The 14,872-nt window shown below is 67.2% G+C and carries 10 protein-coding genes; 1 reads left to right on the forward strand and 9 read right to left on the reverse strand.

What is annotated here, in order from left to right; genetic code table 11:
* The first annotated feature begins 22 nt into the window (after window positions 1–22).
* Window positions 23–3,958, forward strand: a complete 3,936-nt coding sequence (putA, locus tag FFS62_RS18315; protein WP_137974280.1) for a trifunctional transcriptional regulator/proline dehydrogenase/L-glutamate gamma-semialdehyde dehydrogenase — start codon at window positions 23–25, stop codon at window positions 3,956–3,958.
* A 305-nt stretch (window positions 3,959–4,263) separates the two neighbouring features.
* Here putA and FFS62_RS18320 read toward each other — a convergent pair whose 3' ends face one another.
* The 9 genes from FFS62_RS18320 to FFS62_RS18360 form a co-directional block, all read right to left on the reverse strand.
* Window positions 4,264–4,941, reverse strand: coding sequence for a DUF4197 domain-containing protein (locus FFS62_RS18320; protein ID WP_137974281.1), 678 nt, complete (start codon window positions 4,939–4,941; stop codon window positions 4,264–4,266).
* A 148-nt stretch (window positions 4,942–5,089) separates the two neighbouring features.
* Window positions 5,090–7,660: a PAS domain-containing protein gene (locus FFS62_RS18325; RefSeq protein WP_137974282.1), complete on the reverse strand. Its 2,571-nt coding sequence runs from the start codon at window positions 7,658–7,660 to the stop codon at window positions 5,090–5,092.
* A 282-nt stretch (window positions 7,661–7,942) separates the two neighbouring features.
* Complete coding sequence (locus FFS62_RS18330) at window positions 7,943–8,740, reverse strand: ABC transporter ATP-binding protein (protein ID WP_137974283.1); 798 nt, start codon at window positions 8,738–8,740, stop codon at window positions 7,943–7,945.
* A gap of 4 nt (window positions 8,741–8,744) precedes the next feature.
* The gene (locus tag FFS62_RS18335) at window positions 8,745–9,521 is read right to left on the reverse strand and encodes an ABC transporter permease (protein ID WP_371920154.1); all 777 of its coding nucleotides are present in this window, start codon (window positions 9,519–9,521) and stop codon (window positions 8,745–8,747) included.
* Complete coding sequence (locus FFS62_RS18340; RefSeq protein ID WP_137974284.1) at window positions 9,518–10,279, reverse strand: ABC transporter permease; 762 nt, start codon at window positions 10,277–10,279, stop codon at window positions 9,518–9,520. Before FFS62_RS18340 ends, FFS62_RS18335 begins: the two co-directional genes overlap by 4 nt.
* Window position 10,280: 1 nt before the next feature.
* The gene (locus tag FFS62_RS18345) at window positions 10,281–11,492 is read right to left on the reverse strand and encodes an MFS transporter (protein ID WP_137974285.1); all 1,212 of its coding nucleotides are present in this window, start codon (window positions 11,490–11,492) and stop codon (window positions 10,281–10,283) included.
* Complete coding sequence (locus FFS62_RS18350; RefSeq protein WP_137974286.1) at window positions 11,479–12,531, reverse strand: ABC transporter substrate-binding protein; 1,053 nt, start codon at window positions 12,529–12,531, stop codon at window positions 11,479–11,481. Before FFS62_RS18350 ends, FFS62_RS18345 begins: the two co-directional genes overlap by 14 nt.
* 71 nt (window positions 12,532–12,602) lie before the next feature.
* Window positions 12,603–13,658 carry an ABC transporter substrate-binding protein gene (locus FFS62_RS18355; protein ID WP_137974287.1) on the reverse strand — a complete coding sequence of 352 codons (1,056 nt, stop codon included), beginning with the start codon at window positions 13,656–13,658 and terminating at the stop codon, window positions 12,603–12,605.
* 17 nt (window positions 13,659–13,675) lie between these two features.
* On the reverse strand, window positions 13,676–14,842 hold the full coding sequence (locus tag FFS62_RS18360; protein WP_137974288.1) for an LLM class flavin-dependent oxidoreductase: 1,167 nt from the start codon (window positions 14,840–14,842) through the stop codon (window positions 13,676–13,678).
* Between the last annotated feature and the right edge of the window lie 30 nt (window positions 14,843–14,872).

Genomic DNA, 14,872 nt, shown 5'->3' on the forward strand with positions numbered 1-14,872 from the left:
CACCACTCAGACAGGATTACCGATGGCCACCACCACCCTCGGCGTGAAACTCGACGACGCCACCCGCGAACGCCTCAAGCAAGCCGCCCAGCAGCTCGACCGCACGCCGCACTGGCTGATCAAGCAGGCGATCTTCAACTACCTGGAACAGGTGGAAGGTGGTCTGACCCCGGCCGAGCATTCCGGCCTGGCCGCCGCGGCGGGTGAGGAGTCGGTCGACGCGCTGAGCGAGCAGGGCCTGCAGGTGTTCCTCGATTTCGCCGAGAGCATCCTGCCGCAGTCCGTGCTGCGTGCCGCCATCACCGGTGCCTATCGTCGTCCGGAGACCGAGGCGCTGCCGATGCTGCTGGAGCAGGCCCGTCTGCCGAAAGAGCAGGCCGAGGCCACCCAGAAGATGGCCCTCGGCATCGCCGAGAAACTGCGCAACCAGAAGAACGCCGGCGGCCGCCAGGGCCTGGTGCAGGGCCTGCTGCAGGAGTTCTCCCTGTCGTCCCAGGAAGGCGTGGCGCTGATGTGCCTGGCCGAGGCGCTGCTGCGCATCCCGGACAAGGCCACCCGCGACGCCCTGATCCGCGACAAGATCGCCAACGGCAACTGGAGCCAGCACCTGGGCCAGAGCCCGTCGATGTTCGTCAACGCCGCTTCCTGGGGCCTGCTGATCACCGGCAAGCTGGTCGCTACCCATAACGAGGCCGGCTTGTCGTCCTCGCTCAACCGCCTGATCGGCAAGAGCGGCGAGCCGGTGATCCGAAAGGGCGTGGACATGGCCATGCGCCTGATGGGCGAGCAGTTCGTCACCGGCGAGACCATCGGCGAGGCCCTGGCCAACGCCTCCAGTATGGAGAGCAAGGGCTTCCGCTATTCCTACGACATGCTCGGCGAAGCCGCGCTGACCGAGGAAGACGCCAAGCGTTACCTGGCCTCCTACGAGCAGGCCATCCACGCCATCGGCAAGGCCTCCCACGGCCGCGGCATCTACGAAGGCCCGGGCATCTCGATCAAGCTCTCCGCGCTGCACCCGCGCTACAGCCGCGCCCAGTACGACCGCGTGATGGACGAGCTGTACCCGATCCTGCTGGGCCTGACCAAGCTGGCCAAGCAGTACGACATCGGCCTCAACATCGACGCCGAGGAAGCCGACCGTCTGGAAATCTCCCTCGATCTGCTCGAGCGCCTGTGCTTCGCCCCCGAGCTGGCCGGCTGGAACGGCATCGGCTTCGTCATCCAGGCCTACCAGAAGCGCTGCCCGTACGTGATCGACTACGTCATCGACCTGGCCAAGCGCAGCCGCCACCGCCTGATGATCCGCCTGGTCAAGGGCGCCTACTGGGACAGCGAGATCAAGCGCGCCCAGGTCGAGGGCCTGGAAGGCTACCCGGTGTACACCCGCAAGCCGTACACCGACATCTCCTACATCGCCTGCGCACGCAAGCTGCTGGCCGTGCCGGAGGCCATCTACCCGCAGTTCGCTACCCACAACGCCCACTCGCTGTCGGCCATCTACCAGATCGCCGGGCAGAACTACTACCCGGGCCAGTACGAGTTCCAGTGCCTGCACGGCATGGGCGAGCCGCTGTACGAGCAGGTGGTCGGCAAGGTCGCCGACGGCAAGTTCAACCGTCCGTGCCGCATCTACGCCCCGGTCGGCAGCCACGAAACGCTGCTGGCCTACCTGGTGCGTCGCCTGCTGGAAAACGGCGCCAACACCAGCTTCGTCAACCGCATCGCCGACCAGAGCATCTCGCTGAAGGAGCTGGTGCTGGACCCGGTCGAGCAGGTCGAGCGCATGGCTGCGCAGGAAGGCACCCTCGGCCTGCCGCACCCGCGCATTCCGCTGCCGCGTGACCTGTACGGCGACGCACGCCTGAACTCCGAAGGCATCGACCTGGCCAACGAACACCGCCTGGGCTCGCTGAGCTCGGCACTGCTGTCGTCGACCAACACCAGCTACGTCGCCGCGCCGATGCTCGGCGGCGACACGCCGAACCCGGGCCCGGCCGAGCCGGTGCGCAACCCGGCCGATCACCGCGACCTGGTCGGCCACGTGCACGAGGCCAGCGAAGCCGACGTGAAGAGCGCGATCCTCTGCGCCCAGGCCAGCGGGCAGATCTGGCAGTCGACCCAGGCTGCCGAGCGCGCCGCCGTGCTGGAGCGCGCCGCCGACCAGATGGAGAGCGAGATCCAGCAGCTGATGGGCCTGCTGGTGCGCGAGTCCGGCAAGACCTTCGCCAACGCCATTGCCGAAGTGCGCGAGGCGGTGGACTTCCTCCGCTACTACGCCGCCCAGGCCCGTGCCTTCGGCAACGACAGCCACCGCCCGCTGGGCCCGGTGGTGTGCATCAGCCCGTGGAACTTCCCGCTGGCGATCTTCAGCGGCCAGGTCGCCGCCGCCCTGGCCGCCGGCAACACCGTGCTGGCCAAGCCGGCCGAGCAGACCCCGCTGATCGCCGCGCAAGCCGTGCGCATCCTGCTGGAGGCCGGTGTACCGCCTGGCGCCGTGCAGCTGCTGCCGGGCCGTGGTGAGACCGTCGGCGCCCGCCTGGTGGGTGACGAGCGCGTGCGTGGCGTGATGTTCACCGGTTCCACCGAAGTGGCTGGCATCCTCCAGCGCAACATCGCCGGTCGCCTGGACGCCCAGGGCCGCACCGTACCGCTGATCGCCGAGACCGGCGGCCTCAACGCCATGATCGTCGACTCCTCGGCCCTGGCCGAGCAGGTGGTGATCGACGTGGTCAGCTCCGCCTTCGACAGCGCCGGCCAGCGCTGCTCGGCCCTGCGCGTACTGTGCGTGCAGGACGACGTGGCCGATCGCGTGATCGAGATGCTCAAGGGCGCCATGGCCGAATACCGCATCGGCTCGCCCGAGCGCCTGTGCACCGACATCGGCCCGGTGATCGACGCCGAGGCCAAGGCCGGCATCGAGGCGCACATCGCCGCCATGCGCGAGAAGGGCCGCAAGGTGTTCCAGGCGGCCCGCGCCGATGGCGACGAGATCAAGCGCGGCACCTTCGTGCTGCCGACCCTGATCGAGCTCGACAGCTTCGACGAGATGAAGCGCGAGATATTCGGCCCGGTGCTGCACCTGGTGCGCTACCCGCGCGCCGAGCTGGGCAATCTGCTGCAGCAGATCAACGACAGCGGCTACGGCCTGACCCTCGGCGTGCACACCCGCATCGACGAGACCATCGCCCAGGTGGTCGACAGCGCCAAGGTCGGCAACCTCTACGTCAACCGCAACATCGTCGGCGCCGTGGTCGGCGTGCAGCCGTTCGGTGGCGAAGGCCTGTCCGGCACCGGTCCCAAGGCCGGCGGCCCGCTGTACCTGTACCGCCTGCTGTCGACCCGCCCGCAGGACGCCGTGGCTCAGCAGCTCAAGGGCGACAACGTGCATGCCATCGGCGCGCCGGCCGAGCTGGCCAAGGCGCGTGCCGCCTTTGCTACCTGGGCGGCCAAGGAAGAGCCGGCCGTGGCCGCGCTGTTCGAGCAGTACGGCGAGCTGTCGCAGAGCTACACCAGCCATGTGCTGAACGGCCCGACCGGCGAGCGCAACACCTACACCCTGCTGCCACGCGAGCGCGTGCTGTGCCTGGCCGACGATCGCGGCGACCTGCTGGCCCAGCTGGCCGCGACCCTGGCGGTCGGTAGCCACGCGCTGCTGCTGGAAGCCCAGCGCGAACTGATCGGCAAGCTGCCCAAAGAGGTGCAGAAGCGCATCGCCACGGTGGCCGACTGGACCAGCCTGGAAGCCGAGTTCGACGCCATCCTGCACCACGGCGATTCCGACCAGCTGCGTGAAGTCAGCCAGCAGGCTGCCCAGCGCAAGGGCGCCATCGTCAGCGTGCATGGCCTGAATAAGGGCGAGACCGACATCCCGCTGGAGCGTCTGCTGATCGAACACGCGCTGAGCGTGAACACCGCGGCGGCCGGCGGCAACGCCAGCCTGATGACCATCGGCTGAGATCAAGGCCCGCGCGCAGCGATGCATGCGGGCTGGATGATCGAACAGGTCGCGTCAGAGAAAGCCGGCTGAAAGCTTTCCCTGGCATGCTGCTCCAGAGTTTTGATTGCGGGTGCTTATGGTGCCCGACCCGGCAATGGCGGATCGTCGCCCGCGCCACGCGCCGTACACCCTAGTGGGGGCTACCCGCCCGGTACGACGCGTTACTCCCCGAAGCCGGACTCGTTCCGGCACCCGGTAGGGCCACAAGCCCGGCCACAAAAAAGCCCGGCATCTGCCGGGCTTTTGCTTTTCAGCTGCTGCGGTTACAGCGCGCCAAATACTTTCTTGGCCAGGCTGGTGGCCGCGCCGGCCGGGTTCTGGCGGATGCTCGCCTCCTGCTCGGCGATCATCTTGAACAGGCCGTTGAGGGCCTGCTCGGTCACGTAGTTCTCGACGTTGGCGCTCTTCGCGTCGACCACGCCGAGGGCCGCGGCCTGGCCGGCGAAGCTGTTGTACTGCTGGGCCACGCCGACCTTGTCGGTGGCCTGCTTGACGATGGGCAGGAACTTGGCGCGGATCTGTTCGCGGCTGCTCTTGTTCAGGTACTGGGTGGCGGAGTCTTCGCCGCCGGCGAGGATGGCCTTGGCATCGCTCACGGTCATCTTCTTCACCGCATCCACCAGGATCGCCTGGGCCTGCGGCACGGCGGCTTCGGCGGCCTTGTTCATGCTCGCCTCCAGCTCTTCCACCTGCTCGCCCATGCCCATCATCTTCATGGTCTGTGCGGCCTTGCCCAGCTTGCCGGGCAGCTCGATGCGCACCTCGTCGTTATTGCTGAAGCCGCCGGGCTTGCCGAGCTGTTTCACCGCGACTTGCGCACCCTGGGTCAGCGCATCCTTGAGGCCGCCGCTGGCGTCGCTCTGGCTCAGGTCGGAAAGGGACAGGGCATAGGCGCCAGCGGACAGCAGCAGGCCGGCGGCGAGAGTGGTGAGGCGGAGCATGGGAGGCTTCCTTACTACGATGAGGTTCCGGCGAGCTTAGCGGAGTGGAGCGGGGGAGCCAAACCCTGGGGCGCCCGTTCGCGATCTGGCCAGGCGAGCAGGCAATGCCGCCCGGCAGGGCGGCAAGAATATCCGGCCCCGGGCCGATTCACCCCTTGCCGTGTGCCAGTTGCGAGAGCCGCACGGCCAGTTCGGCGCGGCGGAAGGGTTTGGCGAGCACCTCGAAGCCATGCATCTGCGCCGGCGACAGGTTCGAGTAGCCGGTGATGATCAGCACCGGCAGGTCTGGGAGGCGCAGGCGCAGTTCCTGGGCCAGCTGGGCGCCGGTCTTGTCCGGCATGATGTGATCGGTGACCAGCACGTCGGGCGCCAGCCCCGCGTCGATCAGCTGCAGGGCCGCCGTTGCCGAGGCGGCTTCGATGATCTCGTAGCCCAGATCTTGCAGTTGCAGGCTGGTGGTCTGGCGAACCATCTCCTCGTCTTCCACCAGCAGTACCCGAGTCGGCCGCGGCGCCAGCGGGGCATCGGTCGGCTCGCTGCCTTCGCCCGTCGCCGCCCCTTCGGTGATGGGCAGCCAGATGCTGACCTGGGTGCCCAGGCCCGCTTGCGAGGCGATGGCGAGACCGCCGCCGGACTGGGCGGCCAGGCCCTGCACCATCGACAGGCCGAGACCGGTGCCCTTGCCCACGCCCTTGGTGGAGAAGAAGGGCTCCGCGCAGCGCCGCAGGGTTTCCTCGTTCATGCCGCTGCCACTGTCGGCCACTTTGAGGCAGACGTAGCGCCCGGCGGGCAGACCGCTGACCTGGTCGGCCGCGACCTGGTCCAGGGTCGCACTGATCTCCAGCCGGCCACCGTCACTCATGGCGTCGCGGGCGTTCACCGCCAGGTTGAGAATCGCCAGCTCCAGCTGATGCGGGTCGACCACCACCGCCGGCAGCCGCTCCGGAATCTCGACGGTCACCGCGATCATCGGGCCGATCGAGCGCTCCATCAGTTCGCGCATGCCGTTGACCAGGGTCTTCAGCTCTACCGCCTGGGGCTTGAGCGTCTGCCGGCGGGCGAAGGTCAGCAGGCGTCCGACCAGGATGCGCGCGCGATCCGCGGCCTGCAGCGCGCCGTCGACCAGGTCCCGGGAGCGCTCGTCGTCCAGGCGCCGGCGGATCAGCTCCAGGGTGCCCATGATCGGTGTCAGCAGATTGTTGAAGTCGTGGGCGATGCCGCCGGTGAGCTGGCCGATGGTCTCCATCTTGCGTGCTTCGTGCAGCTGCGCAATCGCGGTCTCGCGCTGCGTGACCATCGACGCGACGCGTTCCTCCAGGCCCTCGTTTAGTTCACGCAGCTCGGCCTCGGCGCGTACCCGGGCGCTGATGTCCATGCACACGCAGAGCACGCCGCTGGCGTTGTGCTGTTCGTCCAGCAGTGGAGTGATCTGGTTCTGCACCCAGACCGGCGTGCCGTCCGGGCGCGTGTAGCGCCTGATGACCTCGAAGGGCGCGCCGTCATCGCCTTGGGGCTCGCGGCTGGTGAGGTCGTCCGGGTGGATGATGTCCTGCATGCGCAACCCGAGCAGAGCCTCGCGCGGCCGGCCGATGATCTCGCAGTAGCGGTCGTTGACTCGGGTGAATTGCCAGTGACGGTCGCACACGGCGATGCCGGCGCTGGCCTGGTCGAACATTGCCGACAGTTGTGCCGAGCTGGCGCGCAGCGCCGCCTCTGCCCGCGCGTGGCTGATCGAGGCCCAGGCCTGTTGGGCGGCCTCCTGGGCCAGGCGCAGCTCGTGCTCGGCGAAGACGTGGGGCTGGCGATAGTGGATGACCAGCGTTGCCTCCAGTGCGCCGAGGCGAATGACCGGTATGTAGAGGGCGGCGGCCAGATCGAGCTCGGCGCACAGTGCCGCTTCGCCGACACTCAGCCCGGCCTCGCCGGCGATATTGGCGCGGGCTACGGTCTGCCCGGCGCGCAGCGCCGCCAGCAGGCCGGTGCCGAAGTCCCGGTAGCGGTGCACCCCGGCGGCGGAGCGCACACCCTGTACGTGATCCTGATGCACGACGAAGCTCACGCCATCGCCATTGTCCTCGCCGTAGAACACGCGTGCGGCGCCCAATGCCTCGCCGAGCCGGCGCAGGACGCTGGCCTCGATCTGCTCCGGTTCGTGGCTGGCGGGCAACGCCTGGCCGAGGGACAGCAGGAACGCCTGGCGGCGCTCGAACTGCACGCGCTCGGTGGTCTCGGTGACGATGCACAGCACGCCGCCGACCGTGCCATCGGTCTCGCGCACCGCCGAGTAGGACACGTCGAAGTAGACGGTTTCGCCCTGGCCGTGGCGCTCGATGTAGAAGGGGCGGTCCTTGGCCGAGAAGGTCTCGCCCGTCTCGCGCACGCCGCGCAGCAGCGGTTCGAGGTCGTCCCAAAGCTCGGTCCAGTTTTCCACGGCCGGACGACCCAGCGCCCGCGGGTGCTTGGCGCCGATGCTGGGCGCGTAGGCGTCGTTGTACAGGGCGACGAACTGCGGCCCCCAGAACAGCACGATCTGCGCCTTGGCCGGCAGCACGGTGGCCATCAGGGTCTTGAGGCTGGATGACCAGCCGATGGGTGGTCCCAGGGGCGATTCGCACCAGTCGTGGCTCTGCAGCAAGGCGCCGATGCTTCCGCTATCCAGCGGCTGGTCGGAGTGTTCCAGGGGGCCTCGATCGGGGCCGATATAGAAGAGCAGTTCCATGTGTTTGCTCAGCAAGGCAGGAGGCTGAACTCGAGTGAGCCCAGTCACCCACTATGAAAGCAGAGTGGCCTGTTGCGTTCCATCTGGATGAGGCTTTGGATTAGTTGGTGCTGCAATCGCGCCGAGATGAGGAACTTCGACACGGGCTCGGAGAGCAGGCCGAGCCGAATGGAGGGCCGGCGCGCTGCTCAGAGGGATTACATGTACGCCTCCGGTGCCGAGCTGTGGGGCGCTATCGGCGACATGGGTGGTGGTGCGTCGCTATCCAGAATCACCCAGCCCTCAGTGGTCGCCAGTCAGCTCGGCGAGGATTCCCTCGCGCAGCCTTTGCAGCTCCGGCGAATTGCGTTCGCGTGGATGCGGCAGGTCGACCTTGACCTCGTGGCGGATGCGTCCCGGGCGGGCATCCATGACGATCACGCGATCGCCCAGATACAGCGCCTCTTCCACGTCATGGGTGACCATGATCATGGTGCTGCGTTGTTGCACCCAGATGCGTTGCAGTTCGTGCTGCAGGTGCACGCGGGTGAGTGCATCGAGGGCGCCGAAGGGCTCGTCGAGCAGCAGCACCTTGGGCCGGGTGATCAGCGCCCGGGCGATGGCGGCGCGCTGGGCCATGCCGCCGGAGAGCTGGTGCGGGTAGGCCTGCTCGAAACCGTTCAGGCCGACCAAGGCGATGTGCTCGGCCACCCGCTCGGCCTTTTCCTGCTTGCTCAGGCGTTGGTTCCTGAGGGCCAGGGCGATGTTCTGTTCGACGGTCTTCCAGGGGAATAGGCGGTGGTCCTGGAACACGATGCCGCGGTCTAGGCTGGTGCCCGACACGGACTCGCCATCCAGCCGGATCTGGCCCTGGTAGTCGTTCTCCAGGCCAACGATCAGTCGCAGCAGCGATGACTTACCGCAACCGCTGGCCCCGACGATGCTGACGAATTCTCCGGGCAGTACCTGCAGGTCGATGTTGTGCAGCACTGGCAGGGCCTTGCCGTCGATCTGGTAGGCCTTGTTCAGGCCGCGGATCTCCAGCGCGCCGGGCTGGCGCAGGTCGTTGCCGAGCAGTTGTGGATCGAGAATGGCTGTCATGAGGTTACCTATCGCGAAGGTTGCGCCAGCGCAGCAGGTGGCGGCTGAGGTGTGTAAACAGTTGGTTCATGGTGTAGCCAAGCAGGCCGATGCACAGCACGCCGATCACCACGACCTCCATGCGTGATCCGGTCTCGGCGTTCATCATCAGGTTGCCGAGGCCCATGCCGGTGGAGAGGAAGAGCTCGCAGCCCACCGAGCTGACCCAGGCGAAGGCCAGCGCATGCAGCACACCGTTGGACAGGCTGGGCAGGGCGCTCGGCAGTTGTACCTGGGTGAACTGCTGCAGCGGCGTCAGGGTGTAGATGCGGCCTACCTCCTGATAGCTCTTCTCGACATGGCTGAAGCCCTCGAAGCTGTTCAGCACCATGGGGTAGAAGGCGGCCAGGGAAACGATCAGTACCTTGGAGAACTCGCCGCTACCGAACCACAGGGCCAGCAGCGGGATCAGGCCGAGAATGGGTACCTGGCGCAGCGTGTGGTAGAGCGGCGCGAGCAGGCGTTCGGCGATACGCGAGTGGGCCATCAGCGCGCCCACGGCGAAGCCGGCGAGTACGCCATAGAGCAGGCCGAGGCAGGTACGTTCGAGGCTGGCCGCCACGCTCAGCCACAGCTCGCCACTGGCCAGCAGCTCGTCGAGACCTGCGCCGATCTTGCTCAGCGGCACGAAGGCGTAAGCCTGGCTGGCGCCCTGGCGCGACATGTATTCCCAGGCGGCAATCAGCAGCAGTGGCAGGAGCAGGCCGCGCAATGACGCGAGAAAGCGGATCAGAATCTTCATGCGCGTGGTTTCCAGCGGAAGAGGTGTTTTTCCAGGAGGCGGAAGCCGTAATCGAGGGTGAAACCGACCAGCCCGGTCACCACCACGCCGACCATTACGATGTCGATGCGCATCATCTGCCGGCTCAGCTCGATCAACTGGCCGAGGCCGCTGTCGGCGGCCAGCAACTCGGCAGCGACCAGGACCATCCAGGAGCGGCTGAGGCTGATGCGCAGGCCGGTGACTATGGGTGGTGCCGCGGCGGGGAAGGCCACGTCCTTGAGCAGGCTCCACAGCGGCAGGCGATACACCGCAGCCACATCGAAGTAGCTGCGCGGAATGCCCTTCACGCCCTCGCTGGTGGCCAGGGCTACCGGGAAGAACGCCGCCTTGACCACGATGAGGATCTTGAAGGTCTCCTCGACGCCAAAGAACAGAATGAACATCGGGATCAGGGCGATGGAGGGGATCTGCCGCAGGGTGTGGAACAGTGGGGCGCAGTAAGCCTCCACCTGCTTCGACAGGGCCATGGCGGTGCCGAACAACAGGCCGCCGAGCGCACCTAGGGAAAAGCCTATGGCCAGGCGTGACAGGCTGTTCTGCAGGTGTTCGCGCAGCTCGCCGCTGCCCAGCAGCTCGACGAAGGCTTCGTAAACATGCAGCGGCGGCACCAGCAGCTGGGTCGGATACCAGCCGGCCTGTGCCACCAGGGCCCAGGCGATCAGCAAGGCCAGTGGCGAGGCGAACCAGCTCAGGCGGTTGAGTGAGGCGCTCAGCATGTCATCCCTCCAATATGCCAGCCGCGGGGACGCGACGTAGCTTGCGCAGCCAGCAGAAGCCGGCCACCAACAACAGCAGTGGAATCCAGGCGAGGAACAGGTTGCTCAGGCCGACCAGCTGGCTGATCACGCCGCCGAGCAGCGCGCCGGAAAAGCTGCCGAGCATGCCGGCCAGGTTGAACAGGCCGGAAATCTTGCTCTTGTCGGCGGCGTGCTCACCGAGCTGGGCCATGTTGACCAGGTGCACCAGCGAGGCTGCGGTGCTCAACAGCACGCCGCCGATGGCCAGCAACGCGTAGCCATGTGCGCGGCCGAGCAGCAGCAGGCCGAGCACCGCGGCGCTCAGCCCGGCGACATAGGCGAAGCGGCGGCCGATACGCTCTACCAGATAGCCGAGGCCGAACAGGCCAAGCACGGCGGCCAGGCCTTGCACCATCACCAGGCTGACCGCCTGGCTCTGCGAGAGCCCGGCAACGTCCATCGCCAGCAGAATGATGAAGGTGCCGAACAGCGCGCCGGTGGCGCCAGAGAGCATCTCGATCAGGCAGCTCTCGGCTATTTCCAGGTTCTGCAGCATGGCCAGTACCTGGCTGAACATGCTGCCGCTTTCGGCACCGACATCGAGGCTACTCGGCTCCACCTGTTCGGCTTCCCAGAAGCCCAGGCTGTAGACCGCCATGAGGCCGAAGCACAGGCCGATCACCACGAAACCGAGGGTGAAGCCGGTGCTGCCGCTGAGCCAGTTGCCCAGCAGCGGGCCGAGCAGGCCCATGCCCAGGGTCAGCGAGCCGCGGTACCAGCCGGCCTTGTCGTTGCCGATGCGCTTGAGCTGGCGCAGAAACGCGCTGTTCATGGCGACGATGCGGAAGGGGATGCACAGGCCGATCAGCAGGCGCGCCGCGGCCAGGTAGATCCAGCCGCCGAACAGCGGGATGGCCAGGTTCAGCAGCATGGGCCCCAGGCTGGCGAGGAAGTACACCCGGCGCGCGCCGAAGCGGGCGATGACGAAGCCGGCCGGCAGGGTCAGCAGCACCATGCCCAGCGATTCCATGGCCGAGATGATGCCGAGTTGCAGGGAATTGGCGCCTATCTCGATGGCGTACAGGGTGGTGATGATCTTGGCCATGCCGATGGTGGCGCCACTGAAGGCGGCCAGCAGCATGAAGTTGGCCAGGAAGGCGCCGGGGCGCCCGCTGGCTTCAGATCGCGACATTGACCTTCTCCAGCAGTTGTTCCAGCGGCTCGGCGGCTATCCATTGGCGCACGTCGAAACCGTGCGGGATGAAGTCCCAGCGCTGGAGGAAATCGGTGAGGTCCTGCAGCGCGCCGACGGAGCGTTCGGCCAGGTTGGTCTGCAGGCGCAGATGGGCATCCTCGCCATAGGCGCGGGCTACCCAGTACTCGCTGGTGTTGAGCTCGCGGGCGAGGAAACGGCGGGTCTCCTCGGGATGGGCCCAGGCCCACTGCTCGGCGCGCAGCACGGTATCGAGGATCAGCACGGCCGCCTCGAAGTGTTCATCGAACAGGTGCTGGTCGACGGTCAGGGTGCGTGGCGTGCCGATATTGGCGCGGATCAGCGGGTCCGGGTGCGAGCCGACATCCACCACCACGCGCAAACCGAACTCGTTGGCCAGCTGCAGGCCATGGGCGCCCTTGACGAAGATCGCATCGATGTCGCCGCGCAGCAGGCCGATCAGCTCGTTGTTGCGCTGCGGGCGGTTGCGGCCGAGGGTGACCTGGGCGCCATGCACATGGTGCACCGGCTCATCGCTGTAGGTGCCGCCATAGGGGTAGTCGACCAGCTCCACGTCGGCGACCCGCAGGCCTTCCAGCTTGAGGGCGTTTTCCAGACCGCGAATGGCCTGGGAGCGGGTGAAGTCGATCTGCACGTTGGCCCACTTGGGCACGCCGAAGCGGCGGTTGCGCAGGTCGCGGATGTCGCGGATCTGGCTGTCGTGGGTGGTGACGATCAGCTGCACCTCGTCGGCCCAGGACAGGCCGATTACCCGGGTCTCGCTGCCACGGGCGCGGGCCCAGATGGCCGGAATGTTGCCGCCATGGCGGACCGAGTTGTGCAGGTGCTGGTCGAAGTGTGCCTCGCGCACTTCGCGGTCCGAGGACTCGCGCAGTGCCTGAATGCGGGTGCCCAGCGGTCGGAAGGCCTGGGCCAGACGACCGGATTCAACGGCGATGCCGAGCCCTGTGGGTACCGGACTATGGGTGTACCAGAGGGTATCGAGGGGTGTGCTCATGAAATGTCCACGAAACGCTTGTTCGGATGTGCTCCGCACGGGCGCAGTGTTCGCCCGTGCGGAACCACGACTCAGCCGGCGCGCTGTGCCACTGTGCTGCGCAGGGTTTCCAGAGGGCGTGGGTCGATCCAGTCCTGGACCGAGAAGCTCTGCGGGATGAAGGCCCAGCGCTGGAGGAAGTCGGTGAAGTCCTGCAGGGCCACGATCGAGCGCTCGTCGAGGTTGGTACGCAGGCGCTGGTGAGCGTCCTCGCCGTAGGCCTGGGTTACCCAGTATTCGCTGCTGTTGGTCTCGCGGGCCAGGTAGCGGCGGGTGTCGTCTGGGTGGGTCCAGGCCCATTCCTCGGCGCGCAGCACCGAGCCGAGAATGCCGACCGCGGCATCGTAGTGCTGCTCCAGCAGGTTGGAGTCGACGCTCAGGGTGCGCGGCGTGCCGTTGTTGGCGCGGATCAGCGGTTCCGGATGCGAGCCGGTATCGATCACCGTGTGCAGGCCGAACTGCTGTGCCAGCTGTGCGGCATGGGCGCCCTTGAGGAAGATCGCGTCGACTTCGCCGCGCAGCAGGCCGACCAGCTCGGCGTTCTGCCCGCCACGGCGGCGGCCGCCGAAGGTGGAGGTGCCGCTGACCGTCTCTGCCGCTTCGTCACTGAAGGTGCCGCCGTGGGTGTAGTCGACCAACTCGACGTCCTTGACCTCCAGACCGTCCAGCTTGAGGGCGTTTTCCAGGCCACGGATGGCCTGGGCGCGGGTGAAGTCGATCTGCGCGTTGGCCCAGTTCGGCAAGCCGAACTTGCGCCCCTTGAGATCCTTGGCGGATTTGATACCACTGTCCGGCAGGCTGAGGATCAGCTGTACCTCGTCGGCCCAGGACAGGCCGATCACCCGGGTGTCGCGGCCACTGGCACGGGCCCAGATGGCCGGGATGTTGCCGCCGTGGCGTACCGAGTTCTGCAGGGTATGGTCGAAGTGCGATTCACGCACCGCCTGGTTGGCCGACTCGCGCAGCGACTTGATGGCGGTGCCCTGGGCGCCCAGGGTTTCTTCCAGCCAGCCTTTCTGCACGGCAATGCCGAGGCCGGTCGGTACCGGGCAGCGGGTGTACCAGAGGGTATCGAGTGGTTGACTCATGGTGCGGTTCCTTGCAGTCAGGCGCTGGCTTGCAGCGCGGCGGTGGGGGCTTGGCTCTGTGCCGGTTTGGCGTGCACCAGCGGCAGGACTTCCTGGCCGATGCGCAGGGCTTCTTCGAGGTGCGGATTGCCGGCCAGGATGAAGGTCGAGAAGCCGGCATCGCGGTATTCGGCGAGGCGCTCGGCGATGTTCTCGTGGCTGCCGACCAGGCCCACGGTCGGTCCCGGCTTGGCCTTGCCGAAACCGGCCCAGAGGTTCGGGCCGAGGACCAGGTCTTCGAAGCGGTCGCTGTTCTGGTGGTAGGCGTTCTGCCGCGCCGCACCCACCGAGTCGGAGCCGGTGGCGAAGTGCTTTATGGCGGCGCTGGTGCGCGCGTCGATGCGTTCGTACTGGCGGCGCAGTTCGCTCCAGGCGGCCTCTTCGGTTTCGCGGGCGAACAGGTCGATGCGGATGCCGAAGCGCACGCTGCGGCCCTGCTTGTCGGCCAGCTCGCGCACGCGTTCGAGGTGCGGCTTGAGCTTGTCGATCGGCTCGGCCCAGTTCAGGTAGACGTCGGCATGCTTCGCCGCTACGTCCAGGGCGGCATCGGAGAAGCCGGAGAAGTACACGCCGGGCTTGCGCTCATGCTTCAGGCCGAGCGGCAGCGCGCCGTTCTCCAGCTGGTAGATGTCGCCCTGGTAGCTGAACTGCTCGTTGCTCCACAGGCCATCGATGATGTCGAGGAATTCGCCGGTGCGCTGGTAGCGCTTGTCGTGCTCGAGGAAGTCGCCGTTGGCGCGCTGGCTGGCCGGGTTGCCGCCGGTGATGATGTTCCACTCCAGGCGGCCACGGCTGAGGTTCTGCAGGATCGCTGCCTGCTGCGCGGCATAGGCCGGCAGGGTCCAGGTGGCCTGGAAGGCGATCAGGAACTTGATCCTGCGGGTCTCACGAGCGAGGGCGGCGGCGGCGATCCACGGCTCGGGGCCGGTCGGCAGCAAGGCGCCCTCGAAGCCGGCGAGTTCGGCGGCCTTGGCCACCTGGGCGACATAGTCGATGTAAGTGAAGCCGTCCGGCTCGCCGTTGGGCAGGCGCCCCGGGGCGATGTTGCCCGGGCGGTGCACGGCGGCGCCGCGGTTGTTCTTGTCGGTGGCCAGGTAGGGACCATCGCTACCCAGCGGTAAACGCCAGAAAAATTCGGTGCTCATGGCAGTGTTCCATTGGCTGCGTCGAGGAAG

It is taken from the genome of Pseudomonas sp. F(2018) (assembly GCF_005508865.1).
Classification (GTDB): domain Bacteria; phylum Pseudomonadota; class Gammaproteobacteria; order Pseudomonadales; family Pseudomonadaceae; genus Aquipseudomonas.